This window comes from Parendozoicomonas haliclonae (assembly GCF_900174585.1).
Taxonomy (GTDB): domain Bacteria; phylum Pseudomonadota; class Gammaproteobacteria; order Pseudomonadales; family Endozoicomonadaceae; genus Sansalvadorimonas; species Sansalvadorimonas haliclonae.
In genome coordinates this window covers 661,514-677,069 of record NZ_FWPT01000002.1, presented here as the reverse complement: position 1 = coordinate 677,069, position 15,556 = coordinate 661,514, and the positions used below count along the sequence as shown (strand labels likewise).

The window sequence follows — 15,556 nt, the reverse complement described above, 5'->3', positions numbered from 1 at the left end:
TATACCTGTCGGAAAATCATATAGGGAAAGACATTGCCTGAACTTGTTTTAATTCGTGGTGTGCCGGGTTCCGGGAAGACAACTCTGGCCAAAAGCCGATTTCCTGATCATATTCTCTGTGAGGCCGACCAGTTTTTTGAAGCGGTAAACGGTTATGAATATGACCGCAGTCGTATTGCTGAAGCCCATGAGGATTGCCTGCGCCGGACCAAGGAGCATCTTGAGGCGGGTAATGATGTTGTGGTTGCCAACACCTTTATTCGGCTGTGGGAGATGAAAGCCTACAAAAAATTAGGCTTTCCCTGTCGGATTATTAAGGCAGACGGAAACTACCCGAATATTCATGGGGTTCCCGATGAAACTGTTGAACTGATGCGCCGACGTTTTCAGGAGCATTAAGTTCTAAAATAAATCCTCCTGCAGATTGTTCTCTCCAGGGAAAGGGGGCAAGTCCGGTAATGAACAGTGTTGCTGCAGCTGTTCATAAAAGGCTTTGGCCTGCAGTGGTGCTTCCAGATTGTCGGGCGTGTGGATAAACACAATCGGTCTGCGACCTTCCTGAAGCCATTGGCTGATTTTCTCCAGCCAGGGTTGCCAGTATTCGGTATTGGTCTCCACTTCCATGCAGCCAATAAAGCGAATCATTGGCCGGTCTGCAGTTGCGACCGCATGAACCGGCAGATGAGGCTTTTTCTTCTGGGCATCAATAATGGCTTCGTTGCTTGGCGGAACAGAAAACAGTGCCCGTGTATCCATACAGGTGCGGTTGATCTCGCGTGCCGCCAACATCCGGTTCAGCTGCCGCTCGGCTTCGCCTTTCTCAAAGAACACCGGGTGGCGAACTTCAAGGGAATAACTGTATTGATGAGGCAGGCAGTCCAGAAAGGTTTCCAGTTCATACAGGCTATCCGCACCCATATTAGCCGGCAGTTGCAGCATAAAAGGGCCAAAGTAGGGTTCCAGCGGAGCCAGACGTTCAAAGAAAATTTTTAGTTCTTCGTGATGCGGGTCCAGTGTGCCGGTATGAGTCACATCCCGGGGCAGCTTGAAGCAGAATTCAAAACCTTTGCCAGCCTCTTCCGCCCATTTGCTGACGGTCTCCGGCTTGGGCAAAGCGTAAAATGTTGTATTACCTTCAACACAATGAAAGACAGAACTGTACTGATGTAAGGTTCTGCGCCCCTCATCGTCATTGGAAAACAATTGACCGCGCCATTGCGGCGTTGACCATTGTGCCAGTCCGAGGGATATCATCTTTGTTGTTCCCACTAACCTCTGGTGCGCTAATCCTGAGATGCTATTGGCTTATCGTCAATATTTTCTTGTACGAATGAGCATGAAGTCATTTATTGGTAATAAGTGATCTGTTTTTGTTCTGATGGCGTAATGATGGAAAGTGCATCAGCGAGTGGAGATAAATAACAACGACAAAAACTCTTGGATAGCCAAAACCCGAACAACCAAACTGCCCTCATGATAATGGTCTCAGACTGTACGTAGAGTTTTACAGTGCGCGGTACCCATTGTTTCTTTCCAGGCTTATTAGCTTGAGGGAATACTTTTGCCTGAATAAAGGAATGATAAATTGAAAGCTCTTGTAAAAAATATCTCTGCTATTGCTCTTTCTGCTGCCGGTTTGATGATGGCGACAACCACTTTGGCCTATCAGCAGGGAGATATGATTCTGCGGGCCGGTGGTATGCAGTTTACGCCGGATGTCGACAGCGGCAATCTGAAAGCGGGTGGCGCTGACGTTAATGTTGGCGGTGCACCTACGACTGTGGATGTCGACAATAATAGTCAGCTGGGGTTGTCTTTAACCTACATGCTGTCTGATAACCTGGGCCTGAGTCTGTTGGCCTCAACGCCCTTCAATCATACGATTACCACCAAAGGTGGGCTGTCCAGCCTTGGTAAACTGGCTGATGTAAAACATATGACGCCTACCCTGATGGTGCAGTACTACCCCATGGAAAAAGCCTCGGCTTTTCAACCGTATGTGGGGCTGGGGCTGAACTACACCCGCTTCTATGATGAGAGCTTCAAGGGTACGAATAAGACATCGTTTACCGATCTTGACCTGGATGACTCACTGGGGCTCGCGTTGCAGGCCGGTTTTGACTATGCGTTGGCTGACAATGTCGGGCTGAATGCCTCTATCTCCTGGGCGGATGTAGATACACAGGCCACCTTTACGGGGGCTGGAGCATTTCCTGGAACCCGCTTCAAGCTGGATGCGGAGCTTGATCCGATGATTTACACGCTGGGCGTCAGTTATTCTTTCTAACTTATTGAAAGTTAAATGAAAGGCCTCTTTTTAGAGGTCTTTTTTATTGTTTAATTTTTTGTTTTTGATTAATCAAAACCTTAAACGATGCCCGAAATTCTTATTAATCGGGAAAACTTTTGACATGAATCAATAGGTAGTAACCGTACAGGGGTTAAGGTTATTACAAGAGGTGAGCACAACACGAAATAAAGACTCATCACACAAGAATTACAAACTGAGAGTGTCATGCTGTAGGCTGATCAGGCAATAGCAGTCGATAGCCAGCGATACTCTCCATCATAGTCTGGGAGTGGATCATGCCATTTGAAGCACTGGTAATCGCCGGCGTTGCAACTGTGGGTTTGGTCGTGGCCTTTATGGGAGGCTTCGGCTGGTTTGTTTATAAAGACAGCCACCGCAAGCGGGATCAGAAGGATTCCTGATCCGGGCACTTTCAAAGCCATGCACTTTCAAAATTAATAAATAAAACCAACACACAACACAAATAATCAAACACACAGAAGACGCATAATTATGAAAAATATTATCAAGCTCTCCGGCCTTGCTGTAGCTGTATCTGCCGCTCTCACTTTCTCCGGCACTGTTGCTGCTTATGATGCTGGCGATCTGATAATCCGTACCGGTGCCGCCACTGTTGCTCCGGATGTTGATAGCGGAAACCTGAAGGCGAATGGTGCGGTTGTTAACCCTGCAAACCCAACAACTGTTGATGTAGACAGCAACACCCAGCTGGGTCTGTCCTTCACTTATATGCTTGATAGTAACTGGGGTGTTGAGCTGCTGGCCGCTACGCCTTTCAGCCATACCATCAAAACCAAGGGTGGCCTGGCCTCTCTGGGCAAGCTGGCTGATGTAAAACACCTGCCACCAACGCTGACTCTGCAGTATTACCCAATGGCATCCGGTGATGCATTCCAGCCTTATGTTGGCGCTGGTATTAACTACACCACTTTCTTTAGTGAAGATTTCAAGAGCAACCATAAAGGCAGCTTCAAGAGCCTGAATCTGGATGATTCCTGGGGTCTGGCTCTGCAGGCAGGCTTTGATTATGCTCTGACTGATAACCTGGGTGTCAATGCTGCGGTATGGTGGATTGATATTGATACCGAAGCGACTTTCAAAAGCCCTGATGGTGCAACCAAGTACAAGGTTGATGTCGAGCTGGACCCAATGGTTTACATGGTTGGTCTGAACTACAAGTTCTAATCACTTGTTGAAGATCTAATCATTGCCTCGGCAGGCAAAAGGCCATCACTGTTGAAGTGATGGCCTTTTCTGTTATCCGCTTTATACCGCTTCTTCTTGCTCGTCCTTCTGATAATAATTTCGGACCAGCTGTGCCAGAGCACTGCGCCACGGACGTGGTTTAATACCGAAGGTATGCTTGAGCTTGGTTCCATCCAGACTGGCGTTAATCACCAGCTGATCTTCTTTTTCATCCACGGGAAGGGTTTCGATCTGGATATCCCGGTACTGTGAGGCTTCTGCCAGCACAATCTCTGCCAGTGAGTACTCATCAATCGTTTCTGATGCGTTGTAGTGATACGTGCCCCAGACATCAATCCCGCAACTGATCTGTTGAGTGATTCCTAACAGCACACGGGCCACATCAATTGCTGTGGTCGGACAGCCTTTATGGTTTGGGCAGGTGCCGGCCAGTTTCTCTTCCTCAAAACTCTTCAGCAGTCGGGTCACCCGGTTATGCCCCTTCTCACTGATAATCCACGACAGACGCAGAATAATATGTTTTGGGCAGTGCTGGTGAATCTGCTGCTCACCCTGCCAGAAGGCATTACCAAGGACACTCTCAGGATTCGGGGTGTCTTTTTCGGAATAGGCTTCTTTCTTTTTCCCGTCGAACACCCGCCAGGAGGAGATCTGAATCAGGGCTGAGTTCTGCAGGGCACAGGCGCGGGCCAGATTGGAGACAGCGTCCCGATTGATGCTGAAGCAGCGGGAAGGTTCGTTAGTGGCATGGCCGGCATCACGGTAGCCGGCGGTGTTGATAACAATATCCGGGTGCCACTTTTTAATCTGTCGGCTGACGTTCTTATGATTCTCCAGATCAAACTCTTCACGATCAGGTGCCATGAAGCTGATACCTGCTTCTTCCAGCAGGTGACACAGTTCGCGGCCTATCTGGCCGGAGCCACCAATAACAAGAACTTCCATCCGTATTCCGCAGCAGGGCTATTGAGGGTATGAACATAAAAGCATACCAAAAGCCGGTCATTGAGTCTTTTGTGTGGATAGTACCTATATGTGCCGGCGGGCAGGTTCGATAATTTAAAACAGCCTCTACTTATATGAATTACCCCCTATTGCGTTTCGCTCCACAAAAAGACGGCGCCTGAGTATTACTGTGACCCTATCGATAAGGCAAAAAATCGTTCTCTTCGCGGTTATCCCCGTCACGTTGATTTACAACCTGATCTTCATCACCTCGCTGATGCGCGATATTCGGAATGAGACCCGTTATCTGGAAAGTCACCTGATGAATACGGTCTCCATTAATGCCGAACAGCTGGGCAGACTGCTCAGTGACAATAAGCGTCTGGCACGCGGAGTGGCTTTCCAGCTACAGGTTATGTCGACATTGCAGCAAGAGCATAATCTGATGACCGCTGATGTTCAGTCAGCGTTCGATAACTTATCGGTCGGCTTTGGTGTCGCGGTCAGAAAGCCAGATGCGCCTCTGGAAGTCCATTTTCAGGACCGTATCCAGGAAGGCTGGCAACAGCTGACTATGTCCAGGCAAGGGGCGCTTGAGGCATGGCTCAACCAGTTTATGGAAAGTGGGCAGGAGAGTGGTTGGTCGCATCAGATCACTCTTTATTCGTCTACTATCGAATATGAGCAAAGAACGGGCTATATCTATGCAGTTCGTTACGATCTGGGTAAAACCGATGGGGCTGCTTTAGCCTTTATCCCTCTCAACGATCTGGCTCGCACCTGGGAAGCTCCTTCCGGCATTCAGCCACAGCTGGTACTGCTCAATAAAGAAAATCAGCCTATCTTTTTTACGGATTCGCCGTACTACTCCAATGAAGCCTTGTATTCAGACTGGATGGCCCAGGAACTGAAAGACGCCATGGCTTATATGGATATGAGGGATACGTCTATCGTGACCGCTCATGTCGCCGGGCGAGAGAAGGTGCTCTATCGCGCCAAGCTGGGGGAAACGGGTTGGACTTTAGTCGGTAATATTTCCAAGGAAACCGTTTACAACTATGTAGGTCAGGAAATCCTGTTTGAAGCGGTCACTCTGTTTATTACCTGGGTGTTGATCTTTATAGGGGCCTGGTTCTCCGGTGGGCGTATAGTGCGACCGCTTCGTCTGCTTGACCGGGCCATGGAAAAAGTTGCCGCGGGTGAGCTGAATACCCGAATCGATTTGCGTGGCAATGATGAAATTAGCCACCTGGCGGATCGATTCTCTGATATGACCCGCCGCTTAAAAGAGCGGGAAGAACTTGAATGGAAGATGCGAACAGCATCGTTTGAGCATATCGTTCAAGCGCTTTCACCTGACTATTTTTACTTCACTCATAATGCTGATGGCATTGTGACCCATGCCAGCCCCTCCGTTCAAAGCTGTATAGGCATTAGTGTTGAGGACTTTTGCTCTCACTACACGACCTACTACACCGACTCCCCGGATAATATTCAAGCCAAGCGAGTCACCGGTGATGTGCTGAATGGCGCTACATCCGGGGTTTATGAAGTTGAGCTTCATGACGGTAATGGGCGCATCAGCTACATGGAAGTGGTCAAGGTGCCGATCTTCGACTTTGAAGGTCGGATTATCGGGGCTGAAGGTATGGGGCGGAATATTACCCGACGCGTCAGTGATGCTGCTCGTTTTCGTGGGCTATTGGAATCTGCGCCTGATGCCATGGTCATCACCGACACAAGTGGCTGTATCACTATGGTTAATGCCCGTGCAGAAATGTTGGTGGATAACCAGCGTTACGCCCTGATAGGCAAGCCACTGGCCAAGCTGTTCCCTGATACCGAAAGAAAAGACTTTCCGTTTTTGCATATGAACCCCGATAGACGTAAGGGGTTTCATATCCGCAATGGTCTGGAGCTGGATGTGAGCCGCCGTGATGGCAGCAAAGTTCCGGTCGAACTGACCCTGAGCCCGATAGAAACGCCGGATGGTGTACTGATCTCGATCTTTATGCGGGATATCAGTGATCGCAGAGCGGCAGAGCGTGCGCTGAAAAACAGTGAGGCCCGCTTCGGGCGAATGATCGAGTCCCTTCAGCAGGAGTATATTTTCTATACCCAGAGTCTGGATGGTGATTATGTGTACGTCACGGACTCGGTAAAACGTATTCTGGGTTACTCGGTAAAGGAGTTTAAGCGCAATAGCGCGAACTATATCCACACCGAGGCTGACCGGAATATGATCCGCAATGTCTTTTTCTCGGTAGCCTCCGGCAAGATTCATCCCAGCTATGAGGTTGAAGTACGCAGAGCAGACGGTTCGATTTGTGTACTTGAAGTGCTGGAGTCACCAGCGTTTGATGATCAGGGTCGGGTCACTGCCATTGAAGGTATGCTGCGTGATCGAACCCGGGAGAGGATTGCGGCTGTTGCTCTTGCTGAGGCCCGGGATGAGGCTGAGGCTGCAAACGAAGCCAAAACCCAGTTCCTTTCCAATATGAGCCATGAATTGCGTACACCTTTGAATGGTGTTCTTGGTTACGCTCAGCTGTTGCTGGCCCGGAGAGGACTGGCGCCGGAGCAGCATAGCCAGCTTCAGGGTATTCAAACCTGTGGTCAGCACTTGCTGACACTCATTAACGATATTCTCGATCTTACCAAAGCGGAATCCGGCAATCTGGAGCTGAATAACAAGCCCGTCAACATACCGGTGCTGGTGGATTCGGTTGAACAGATTCTCTACCAGCGGGCTGAGATTCGTGGCTTGCCTATGCAACTGGTGATTCATCCGGATGTTCCGGTGATGGTGAAAGGTGATGAAACCAAGCTGCGACAGGTTCTGATCAATCTTCTGGGCAATGCCATCAAGTACACGGATGAAGGCTGGGTAAGGCTTGAAGTCAGTGCGGATAAAAACTGGCTCTGTTTTGATGTCACCGATACCGGTATGGGAATCCCTCAGGATCAGATCGAGTATATTTTTGCACCTTTCCGTCAAGGCGACGGTGGTCGTCGAGAGGGGGGGACGGGGCTTGGGCTGGCGATCAGTCAGCGGATAGCGGCAGCAATGGACGGTGAAATCTCGGTAACCAGCCAGCCGGGTAAAGGCAGTCATTTTCAGTTCTGCATTCCTTTGGATGTCATCGAGTCATCAGACGACACAGGCAACCTGCAGAGACTCACCGGTACGGGGTGCCTGGAAGATGGCCAGGACGTGCGGGTTGTGGTTGTTGATGACAGTGAAACCAACCGTCATATCCTCGTGCAACTCCTTGTGGGTGCTGGCTTTAAGGCCATCTCTGTGGACAGTGGTCGTAAGGCGGTTGAGATTTGCGCCCGTGAACGTGTCGATCTGGTGTTCATGGATTTGCGAATGCCTGATATGAGTGGCTTTCGGGCGACGCGGATGTTGAAGCGACATGATGATAATAAAGATGTTCCGGTGATTGCGATCTCGGCCGGTGTTTACCCGTCCCTGTTTGATGATATGAAGCGCTGGGGCTTTGCTGACTTTATTGGCAAGCCATTCCGCAGCAAAGAGCTGTTCAAGGTGATTCGTCGGCATTTGAACCTGTGCTGGATTGAGCAGAATGCCGTCGAGCCGGTGTTGGGCAGTCAGCCTGATGTGACGGTGCTCAGTGCAAAGCAGGCGACACTGTTAGCTGATCGCCTGACTGATGTCGTTGATGTTGGTGATATCAGCGAGATCTCCAGCATTGCAGATGAGTTGATGAATTGTTCCGGGGTAGAGGAAAAGGCCTCCCGCCATTGGGCGGACTCGATTCGCGAGTGTTGCGACAGTCTGGATTTTGAAGGGCTGGAGCAATTGATCGAGCAATTAAGAGTATTGGCTGGCTCTGAGGAGTGCTCAGAACCGGCAGCTGAAGTTTAGCGACCTATACTGTATGCCCGCTGGGGGGACTTATGCGGGTACGTATTTTTATGAAATCAGGCCTCTCATACCATGTCAGAAGAGATAAAAAGCATGGAGCAGGATGAAAAAATCCTACTCGTTGATGATAACCCGACCAACCTGCAGGTTCTGTTACAGACCTTGAGTGGTCGGGGTTATAAGTTGCTGATCGCCAAAGATGGTGAGAATGCCCTGCGGATTGCCAATAAGGCGAAGCCGGCACTGTTGCTGCTGGATATCATGATGCCGGGGATTGATGGTTATGAAGTCTGCAAGCGTCTGAAGGCCGACCAGGCAACCTCTGATATTGCCGTTATCTTCCTCTCGGCACTGGATGATACCCACGACAAGGTGCGTGGTCTGGAAAGTGGTGCTGTTGATTATATTGCCAAGCCGTTTCAGGCTGAGGAAGTCATCGCCCGGGTTGAGAACCAGCTGAAAATTTATCGGCTGGAACAGGCATTGGCTGCCCGAAACCGTGAACTGGAAGCGACCAACCAGCGTCTTCTGGAAACCATGCGTGAGGGCATTTATGAAGTTGATATCAATGGCGTTATTGTCTTTGCCAACCCTGCCGCCTGTCGCATATCAGGTCGCACCGAGGAGGAGCTGGTTGGCAAGCTTCTTTATGACCACGTACTTATTGATGAGGATGGTACGCAGGTCCCCCTGAAAAAAGCGCTTCTGGAGCCAACGCTGAAATATGGCCTGAGTCAGACACGAGATGACTGGAGCGGTTGTCGTAAAGATTCGGTCATAGTGCCTATCGATATCTCCTGTACGCCGATTCTGGTAGAAGGGGAAATAACGGGGGCTGTGATCGTTTTTCGGGATATCAGTGAGAAAAAGCAGCAGCAGGAAAACCTGGAACATGCGCTGAAGGAGATTCAGGAGCAGAAAGACAAGCTGACCCATATGTCTCGTTTGAGCAGTATGGGGGAAATGGCATCGGGGTTTGCCCATGAAGTGAACCAGCCCCTGACAGCCATTAACAACTATGCCCAGGTCTGTCGCCGTGCTCTAGATCGTGAACCTCTGGACAAGGCTTTCCTGAATGAAGCCATGGAGAAGATCGTCACCCAGGCACAGCGTGCCGGCGGTATTATTTCCCGTATCCGCAGTTTTGTCCGCAAGCCTGATCATCATCTGGAAACGGTTGATATCAACCGGGTCGTCGAAGATATTGTCAATCTTGCTGAAGTGGATGCCCGCAATAATCAGGTCGAGATTCATCTCAGCCTTGCTGATGATCTGCCTCAGGTTCGCATCGATCCTGTACAGATTCAGCAGGTTGCGCTGAACCTGATTCGTAATGCCATGGAAGCGATGAAGAATCAGCCAACCCGGGACATTGGCGTAAAAGTAGAAACCCGCAGGCTCGATGATCGCTTTGTTCAGGTGCGGGTGATCGACAGAGGCTACGGTCTGGCTGAAGACGCCGATGAAAAGATGTTTACTCCGTTCTACACCACCAAAGTAGACGGTATGGGTATTGGTTTGTCGGTCTGCTACTCCATTATTCAGGCTCATGGTGGAACGCTGCAGTTTGAGCGTAACCCTGAGGGTGGCACTATCTTCTGGTTTACTGTGCCGGCGCTTTAATCATCCCTCCTGCTGGCTTGAGCTAGAGAATCAAGCCAGCCGTTTGCTATAGACAAGAAAATTATAATTTTACGTATTTCTCCATATCGATAAAAAGAGTCGCTTCTGACCTGTATCAACATGGCTCTATTCAGCGCTGCTTAACATAACCCTGGAAGATTGAGATCTTCATTAGTTTTCACCTCTTAAGCAAAAGCGCATCAGGTATTTGAGTGACGCAGTTTTCATCGAATGAGTTGGCGTTTGTTGCCCCCTGTCTACAACCAGAGCCGCTGGAATCACTGTTTGATTTATTTCTTTCCCGTGTTGATGGTTCCGGACTGGTTTCGATGAATCTGCGATCTGTGCCTGCTGGTTCAAGCACTGATGATTTGCTGCCATTTTTCGTGGATGACACTATCTCTGGTCCACGCTTTGACTTTACCCATAGCGAATATGTGGAAACGGTTGATGCTTTTAATGCGGAATATATGAAGAGCTTTGCAGCTGACGATTTGAATTTTTTACAATATATCAATGCCCGGCAAAGCTTTCTTTACAATTTCGGTGCTGCCCCCAAAGGTACCCATAAAAACTACGTTCAGCATGGTCTGAAAACCACCCTGGTAGTCCCTGTCTCTGGTGGTACGAGAGTGGAAACTCATAATCCGCAGGATTTCTGGCAGCTCCGTTTTTCCTTCCATAGTGTGTTGGGGAATAGAGAACTTGAGCGTTGGTTCTCTACGAGAAAGCAGCACTTCTGCAGAGAGATGCGTCAGCTTTGTATTGAGCTGAAAGCCTTGCATTCCGAGTTGTTCAGTGTACCAGTGAGTCCTTCTCTGCATATCCATGACCATGCATTGGTTATTATGAAACTTCTGGCAGCAGGTTACTCAACAAAGGTTATTGCCGATAAGGTAGAGCTCTCTGAAAAGGGCGTTGAGTATCACTTGAATACCATGCGGCAAAAACTTAATGCGAAGAATCGTACGCATTTGATAAGCCAGGCTTATCTTTACGGAATACTTACAAACTAAGTCATCAAGATGTATTTAGGCTTGTTTTAGTCAATACAGGCTATGAAATTTCCCAGTCTCCATTTCATTTTTTTTATCTCACAATCCTGCCGCATGTTATTCGACAAATCATTCTTGGTGACACCATGTCTGTGGAAAATGCGGAGCAAACCACGGCTAACCTTAGCCGGCGGGGGTTGTTGAAATTTGGAGTTGCAGGTGGCTCTATACTGCTTGCTGGAAAAGCGCTTGGGGCTGGCAGCGAAGCCAGTCCGGTTGCAGGTGTTGAAGCAGGATCCGCCAGCTTTCCTGTGATTGAGCACGATGACTTTCCGTATCCTGTCAACGCGGACTACAAGCAATTCAACCCTGAGTTCAACGAGTTTATTCAGACCTACCATCGTAATATGGCTAAATATGGTGCTGAAGAACCTTATGTCGAAATCGATAGAACACAGCCGGGGTTCAGACCTTTTGAAACGTCTCTCAATTACGCTCCCTGGAGCGTAAAGATTCGCAACACTGGCTATTCCATGTATTGCCAGCCGAACCAGGGGGAATACGGGTGGGGTTTCAAACCACAAGGCGAGCCTTATCCATTTGAATCCCCTCAGCAGGCATCGGATGTGATCAAGCGGGCAGCCCGTCTTTACGGTGCCGATATGGTGGGTATCACCAGGCAGGACTGGCGCTGGGACTTTGCCGTACACCATGACTTTATCACCGGTGAGAATCTGACCTGGGAAGATGATTTTCCTTTCAAGCCAAAGACTGTGATCGTTCTGGCTTTTGAGATGGATTATGAAAGTCTCTCAGCTGGTCCGACCCAAGTGTCCAGTGCTGCTACATCTGTTGGTTATGCCCGTATGCAGCATACCGCCGGTATGGTCGCTGAGTTCCTGCGTGGGATTGGCTATAACGCCGTCGCATCCGGTAATGATCTCGGCTTGAGTGTGCCTTATGCCATCGCTGCCGGTCTGGGTGAATCTTCCCGTATGGGGCTGCTGGTCACTTACAAGTACGGCCCACGGGTACGTCTGGCCAAGGTCTATACCGATCTTGATCTGGTGGAGTACGACAAGGCAAAAACATTCGGTGTTCGTTCTTTCTGTGAGCGTTGCCAGCGTTGCTCGGATGCCTGTCCTTCCAAGGCTTTGAGTCGGGCAGAGAAACCATCCTTCGAGCCGCCAGAGGGTGGTTTCCAGTATTTCCACAACCCTGGTATTGAAAAGTGGTACTCCGATGCCCGCAAGTGCCGGGAATACTGGATTGAAAGTGGTTCCGACTGCGCGACCTGTATTACTTCCTGCCCTTACAACAAGCCGGACTTCTGGCAGCACCGTATGATTGAGAAGATGAACTCCATTATGCCGGGGCCTGTACATACCTTTATGCGGGAAATGGATATCTGGTTTGGCTTTGGTGACACCTTCGATTCAAAGGCACCGGACAAGTTCTGGAGCCGCGAAGGCAGAATGTACGACGGTCGGGCTTAACGGAGAGCAGGATAATGTTTCTTGGAATTTTTACCGGCATTGAAGTGTTGTTCTTTATTCTGGGCGTACTGACAACGTTGTCTATTGGTGGTCTTTTCTGGTTGAAGAAAAGCCACCCGGTACACTGGAATAGCCTGTCCATCATAGGCAGTGGCCTGTTTATTATGATTGCGGCTATTGCCTGGTGTGTCAGTTCGGTGCTGGAGGGGGAGCCTCAGGCCGGCAGTATGGGGTTGATGGTGATCTTTCTGCCAGGTCTGGTATTGACGACGCTGGGTGGTCGCTTGGCCTTCCAGCAAATCAAGTGAAAAACACACGAGCCTTTTGATTAAAACACTCCATCGTATTGATGGAGTGTCGTCCTGAAGTCGAAGTTTCTCAATCAATTTTAATGAAAGGGTGCGCCTTCTGATTGTTCAGCGGGATGGATCAGTGCGTGCTCAAAAAACAGGATTGCGTCGTTCCTATGAACTTTCAGAAAGCTGCCATTGCCCTGAGTATCGGGGCCAGTTGTTTTATTCTCTCTGCTCAGGCCAGCCCTTTTGCGCCAGAAGCAAAAAAAGAACTGAATCTTATCGATATGGAAACTGGGTACTCATTTTTTGATGATGCCAGTGTCGATGCCAAGTTTCGCTTTGTTGGTTATAGCCGGGATAGCTATCGCTCAGGGCAAACAGGCCACCCAGATAAGGCATTCTACCGCCAATTGCAGCGCAGGGATTCTGCCCTTTCGCTCTGGACCAATTTTGAATCAGGCTGGCTTTGGGACTCTGTAGGCTTTGATCTTGGCGCTTATACGACAAAGGTTCTGGAAAGCCGTGGTCATGATTTTATGCCAAAGATGTGGGCTAATAATGATGTCAAAAGTGCCAGTAAAATTGGTGTGGCCAATCTTAAATTCCGCTTTGGAAATGAAGAGATGGGAATGGATGGTCGTGTTGGACGCATGACCCTGAATTTGCCAATGGTGATTTCCGAGATGGATACGGCACTCCCGGAAACCTATGAAGGTATACAGCTGAATGGCCACTATAAAATGGTGAGTGGTTATGTGGCACATATGGATAGTTTCAGTTCCGAGATGTCCAGCAGCACCGATAAGCTGATGCCTTACGGCATAGAAACAGATGCTCCGATCAAATTTGCCGGTATGACCTTTGGTAAGCAGGGTGAAACGCCGGTTGTTGGAATCCATTACGGCGAGCAGAAAGATTATCTGAAAAAGACTATGTACACGGTGGAAGCCGGTATGCCGGTTGGGGATAACTTTGTTGCAGCCAAGCTCCTGTATCAGGATCAGGAAGGTGGGAAGTATTATCGGGACGGAAACCACAAAGCCGATATGGTGGCCCTGAATCTGATGGCCCAGATTGGTCAGGATCTGACTCTGCTTGGTGGGTATAGCCAGGTTGGCGATGAGCCTTACGATGTCTACTTCTCAGATGGCATCTATGCGATGAATAACAATACCAATATGATCTGGAACGACTTCACCCATGGCAATATGAAGGCCGTTTCCCTTGGTGGGATTTATTCACTTGCGTCTTTGGGGATTGAGGGACTGTCAGTCAACACCATGGCTGCTTATGGCTGGGATGCTGATATGATGACCTTCGGCGAGACCTTCAATATGTATATGCCTCTGACTGATGACTCAGCCTGGGAAGTTGCTGCCGGTGTGACTTATGAAATCTTCCAGGGCCCAATGCAGGGGTTGTGGCTGCATGCAAGTTACAACCGTGATGGTGGTGGCTTTGGCAACCATCAGGGCGGTCGCATCATCTTTGATTACACGGTTAAACTCTTTTAACGACCAATCGCAGTAAACTCGCCGGCTGGCATATTGCCGGCGAGTTTCGATAACTTAAGCCTTGAAGCTGTCGAGATAATCCTGAGTAATCTTACGCAGTCGTTCTCTTTCAGCAGTAGTAATAAAACTGGCTTCAATGGCGTTGAAGGTAAACTGGGCGATTTCCTGCTCGGTCATGGCATGAGCATCCGCAACCGCATTGAAGTTGTCGTTCATGTAGCCGCCAAAGTAGGCTGGGTCATCGGAGTTGATGGTGACGCACAGGCCTTTTCTTAACAGCTCAACAATGTTGTGCTCTTCCATCTCCTCAAAGACTTTCAGGGCAGTGTTGGAGAGTGGACAGACGGTGAGAGGTGTTCTGTCTTCAGCCAGCTGATTCACCAGTTGTTCATCGTCCGCACAACGAACGCCGTGGTCTATGCGGCTGGTCTTCAGCACTTCCAGTGTATCGATAATGTTTTGCGCAGGGCCTTCTTCGCCGGCATGGGATACGGTAAGAAAGCCATGCTCTCTGGCCATGGCGAAGACCTTTTCATGCTTGTGAGGTGGATTGCCAATCTCTGTGGAGTCCAGCCCAACGCCAATAATCCAGTCTTTGTAGGGTAGAGCCTGATTCAGGGTTTCAATGGCTGAGTCTTCATCCAGATGGCGCAGGAAGCACATAATAATTTTGCTGGTAATGCCAAGTTCTTCCCGACCTTGCTCCAGCGCGCGATGGATACCCTGAATAACAGTATCAAAGCTGATACCCCGGTCGGTATGAGTCTGTGGATCGAAAAACACCTCGGTATGAATAACATTATCCTGCTTGCAGTGCTCCAGGTAGGCCCAGGTCAGGTCAAAGAAATCCTGCTCGGTAATCAGTACGCCAGCACCCTGATAGTAAATATCAAGGAAGGATTGCAGGTTGTGGAATTTGTAGGCCGCCCGGATTTCATCGGTGGTCTTGTAGGGAATGCTGATCTGGTTACGTTCGGCCAGGGCAAACATCAGCTCGGGTTCAAGGGTGCCTTCCAGATGCAGGTGGAGTTCGACTTTAGGCAGACCGGCGATAAAGGCGTGCTGGGAAGATGCGTTCATTGGAATCTCTGTTCCTGTGAATAGCTTTTCTGATTGCAGCGACGACCCGTAAAAGACAGACGTGCCGGCAAAAAGAAAAGCAGAGTTAATACAGCTTCATTCTTACAAGCAGGTCGTAATCAGAAATTTATGGTTTCTGGTAGAGACCCTCGAGCCTTATTCCCGAGGTTATACGAGGCCCGATAATTATAGGTGGAG

Annotated in this window: 13 protein-coding genes and 1 riboswitch; of the genes, 10 read left to right on the top strand and 3 right to left on the bottom strand. The window is 49.4% G+C overall.

Annotated elements, in window-relative coordinates:
• Positions 1 to 33: 33 nt before the first annotated feature.
• A complete protein-coding gene (locus tag EHSB41UT_RS06260) occupies positions 34 to 399 on the top strand; it encodes an AAA family ATPase (protein WP_087107876.1) in 366 nt (121 codons plus the stop codon).
• 3 nt (positions 400 to 402) lie between these two features.
• On the opposite strand, the gene EHSB41UT_RS06255 is transcribed toward EHSB41UT_RS06260, so the two are convergent.
• Positions 403 to 1,254, bottom strand: a complete 852-nt coding sequence (locus EHSB41UT_RS06255) for a DUF72 domain-containing protein (protein ID WP_087107874.1) — start codon at positions 1,252 to 1,254, stop codon at positions 403 to 405.
• A gap of 331 nt (positions 1,255 to 1,585) precedes the next feature.
• On the opposite strand from EHSB41UT_RS06255, the gene EHSB41UT_RS06250 reads away from it, so the two are divergent.
• The 3 genes from EHSB41UT_RS06250 (at position 1,586) to EHSB41UT_RS06245 (ending at position 3,496) form a co-directional block, all read left to right on the top strand.
• Positions 1,586 to 2,287, top strand: coding sequence for an OmpW/AlkL family protein (locus EHSB41UT_RS06250; RefSeq protein ID WP_242667244.1), 702 nt, complete (start codon positions 1,586 to 1,588; stop codon positions 2,285 to 2,287).
• 299 nt (positions 2,288 to 2,586) lie between these two features.
• Positions 2,587 to 2,712, top strand: a complete 126-nt coding sequence (ccoM, locus tag EHSB41UT_RS24930) for a cytochrome c oxidase subunit CcoM (protein WP_278248141.1) — start codon at positions 2,587 to 2,589, stop codon at positions 2,710 to 2,712.
• Between the two features lie 91 nt (positions 2,713 to 2,803).
• Positions 2,804 to 3,496 (top strand): OmpW/AlkL family protein, encoded by a 693-nt coding sequence (locus tag EHSB41UT_RS06245; protein WP_087107871.1) that lies wholly within the window; start codon positions 2,804 to 2,806, stop codon positions 3,494 to 3,496.
• Between the two features lie 81 nt (positions 3,497 to 3,577).
• On the opposite strand, the gene EHSB41UT_RS06240 is transcribed toward EHSB41UT_RS06245, so the two are convergent.
• A complete protein-coding gene (locus EHSB41UT_RS06240) occupies positions 3,578 to 4,462 on the bottom strand; it encodes an SDR family oxidoreductase (RefSeq protein ID WP_087107869.1) in 885 nt (294 codons plus the stop codon).
• A gap of 190 nt (positions 4,463 to 4,652) precedes the next feature.
• Here EHSB41UT_RS06240 and EHSB41UT_RS06235 point away from each other — a divergent pair, with 190 nt between their 5' ends.
• From EHSB41UT_RS06235 to EHSB41UT_RS06210, 6 genes are all read left to right on the top strand, one after another.
• Positions 4,653 to 8,354 (top strand): PAS domain S-box protein, encoded by a 3,702-nt coding sequence (locus tag EHSB41UT_RS06235; RefSeq protein ID WP_133060415.1) that lies wholly within the window; start codon positions 4,653 to 4,655, stop codon positions 8,352 to 8,354.
• Between the two features lie 72 nt (positions 8,355 to 8,426).
• Positions 8,427 to 9,977: an ATP-binding response regulator gene (locus tag EHSB41UT_RS06230; protein WP_087107865.1), complete on the top strand. Its 1,551-nt coding sequence runs from the start codon at positions 8,427 to 8,429 to the stop codon at positions 9,975 to 9,977.
• 212 nt (positions 9,978 to 10,189) lie between these two features.
• Positions 10,190 to 10,993, top strand: coding sequence for a response regulator transcription factor (locus EHSB41UT_RS06225; protein WP_087107863.1), 804 nt, complete (start codon positions 10,190 to 10,192; stop codon positions 10,991 to 10,993).
• Positions 10,994 to 11,172: 179 nt separating this feature from the next.
• Positions 11,173 to 12,468, top strand: coding sequence for a reductive dehalogenase (locus EHSB41UT_RS06220; RefSeq protein ID WP_165767168.1), 1,296 nt, complete (start codon positions 11,173 to 11,175; stop codon positions 12,466 to 12,468).
• 14 nt (positions 12,469 to 12,482) lie between these two features.
• Positions 12,483 to 12,776 carry a hypothetical protein gene (locus EHSB41UT_RS06215; protein WP_087107859.1) on the top strand — a complete coding sequence of 98 codons (294 nt, stop codon included), beginning with the start codon at positions 12,483 to 12,485 and terminating at the stop codon, positions 12,774 to 12,776.
• A gap of 158 nt (positions 12,777 to 12,934) precedes the next feature.
• Entirely contained in the window at positions 12,935 to 14,278 is a 1,344-nt protein-coding gene (locus EHSB41UT_RS06210; RefSeq protein ID WP_165767167.1) for an OprD family outer membrane porin, read from the top strand.
• Between the two features lie 54 nt (positions 14,279 to 14,332).
• Here EHSB41UT_RS06210 and EHSB41UT_RS06205 read toward each other — a convergent pair whose 3' ends face one another.
• The gene (locus EHSB41UT_RS06205) at positions 14,333 to 15,358 is read right to left on the bottom strand and encodes an adenosine deaminase (protein ID WP_087107855.1); all 1,026 of its coding nucleotides are present in this window, start codon (positions 15,356 to 15,358) and stop codon (positions 14,333 to 14,335) included.
• 96 nt (positions 15,359 to 15,454) lie between these two features.
• A riboswitch (purine riboswitch) is annotated at positions 15,455 to 15,554 on the bottom strand.
• Between the last annotated feature and the right edge of the window lie 2 nt (positions 15,555 to 15,556).

Coding starts and splice junctions, on each gene's coding strand:
- EHSB41UT_RS06255 (WP_087107874.1), bottom strand. CDS start 1,254: ATGATATCCCTCGGACTGGCACAATGGTCAACGCCGCAATGGCGCGGT.
- ccoM (WP_278248141.1), top strand. CDS start 2,587: ATGCCATTTGAAGCACTGGTAATCGCCGGCGTTGCAACTGTGGGTTTG.
- EHSB41UT_RS06245 (WP_087107871.1), top strand. CDS start 2,804: ATGAAAAATATTATCAAGCTCTCCGGCCTTGCTGTAGCTGTATCTGCC.
- EHSB41UT_RS06240 (WP_087107869.1), bottom strand. CDS start 4,462: ATGGAAGTTCTTGTTATTGGTGGCTCCGGCCAGATAGGCCGCGAACTG.
- EHSB41UT_RS06230 (WP_087107865.1), top strand. CDS start 8,427: ATGTCAGAAGAGATAAAAAGCATGGAGCAGGATGAAAAAATCCTACTC.
- EHSB41UT_RS06215 (WP_087107859.1), top strand. CDS start 12,483: ATGTTTCTTGGAATTTTTACCGGCATTGAAGTGTTGTTCTTTATTCTG.
- EHSB41UT_RS06210 (WP_165767167.1), top strand. CDS start 12,935: ATGAACTTTCAGAAAGCTGCCATTGCCCTGAGTATCGGGGCCAGTTGT.
- EHSB41UT_RS06205 (WP_087107855.1), bottom strand. CDS start 15,358: ATGAACGCATCTTCCCAGCACGCCTTTATCGCCGGTCTGCCTAAAGTC.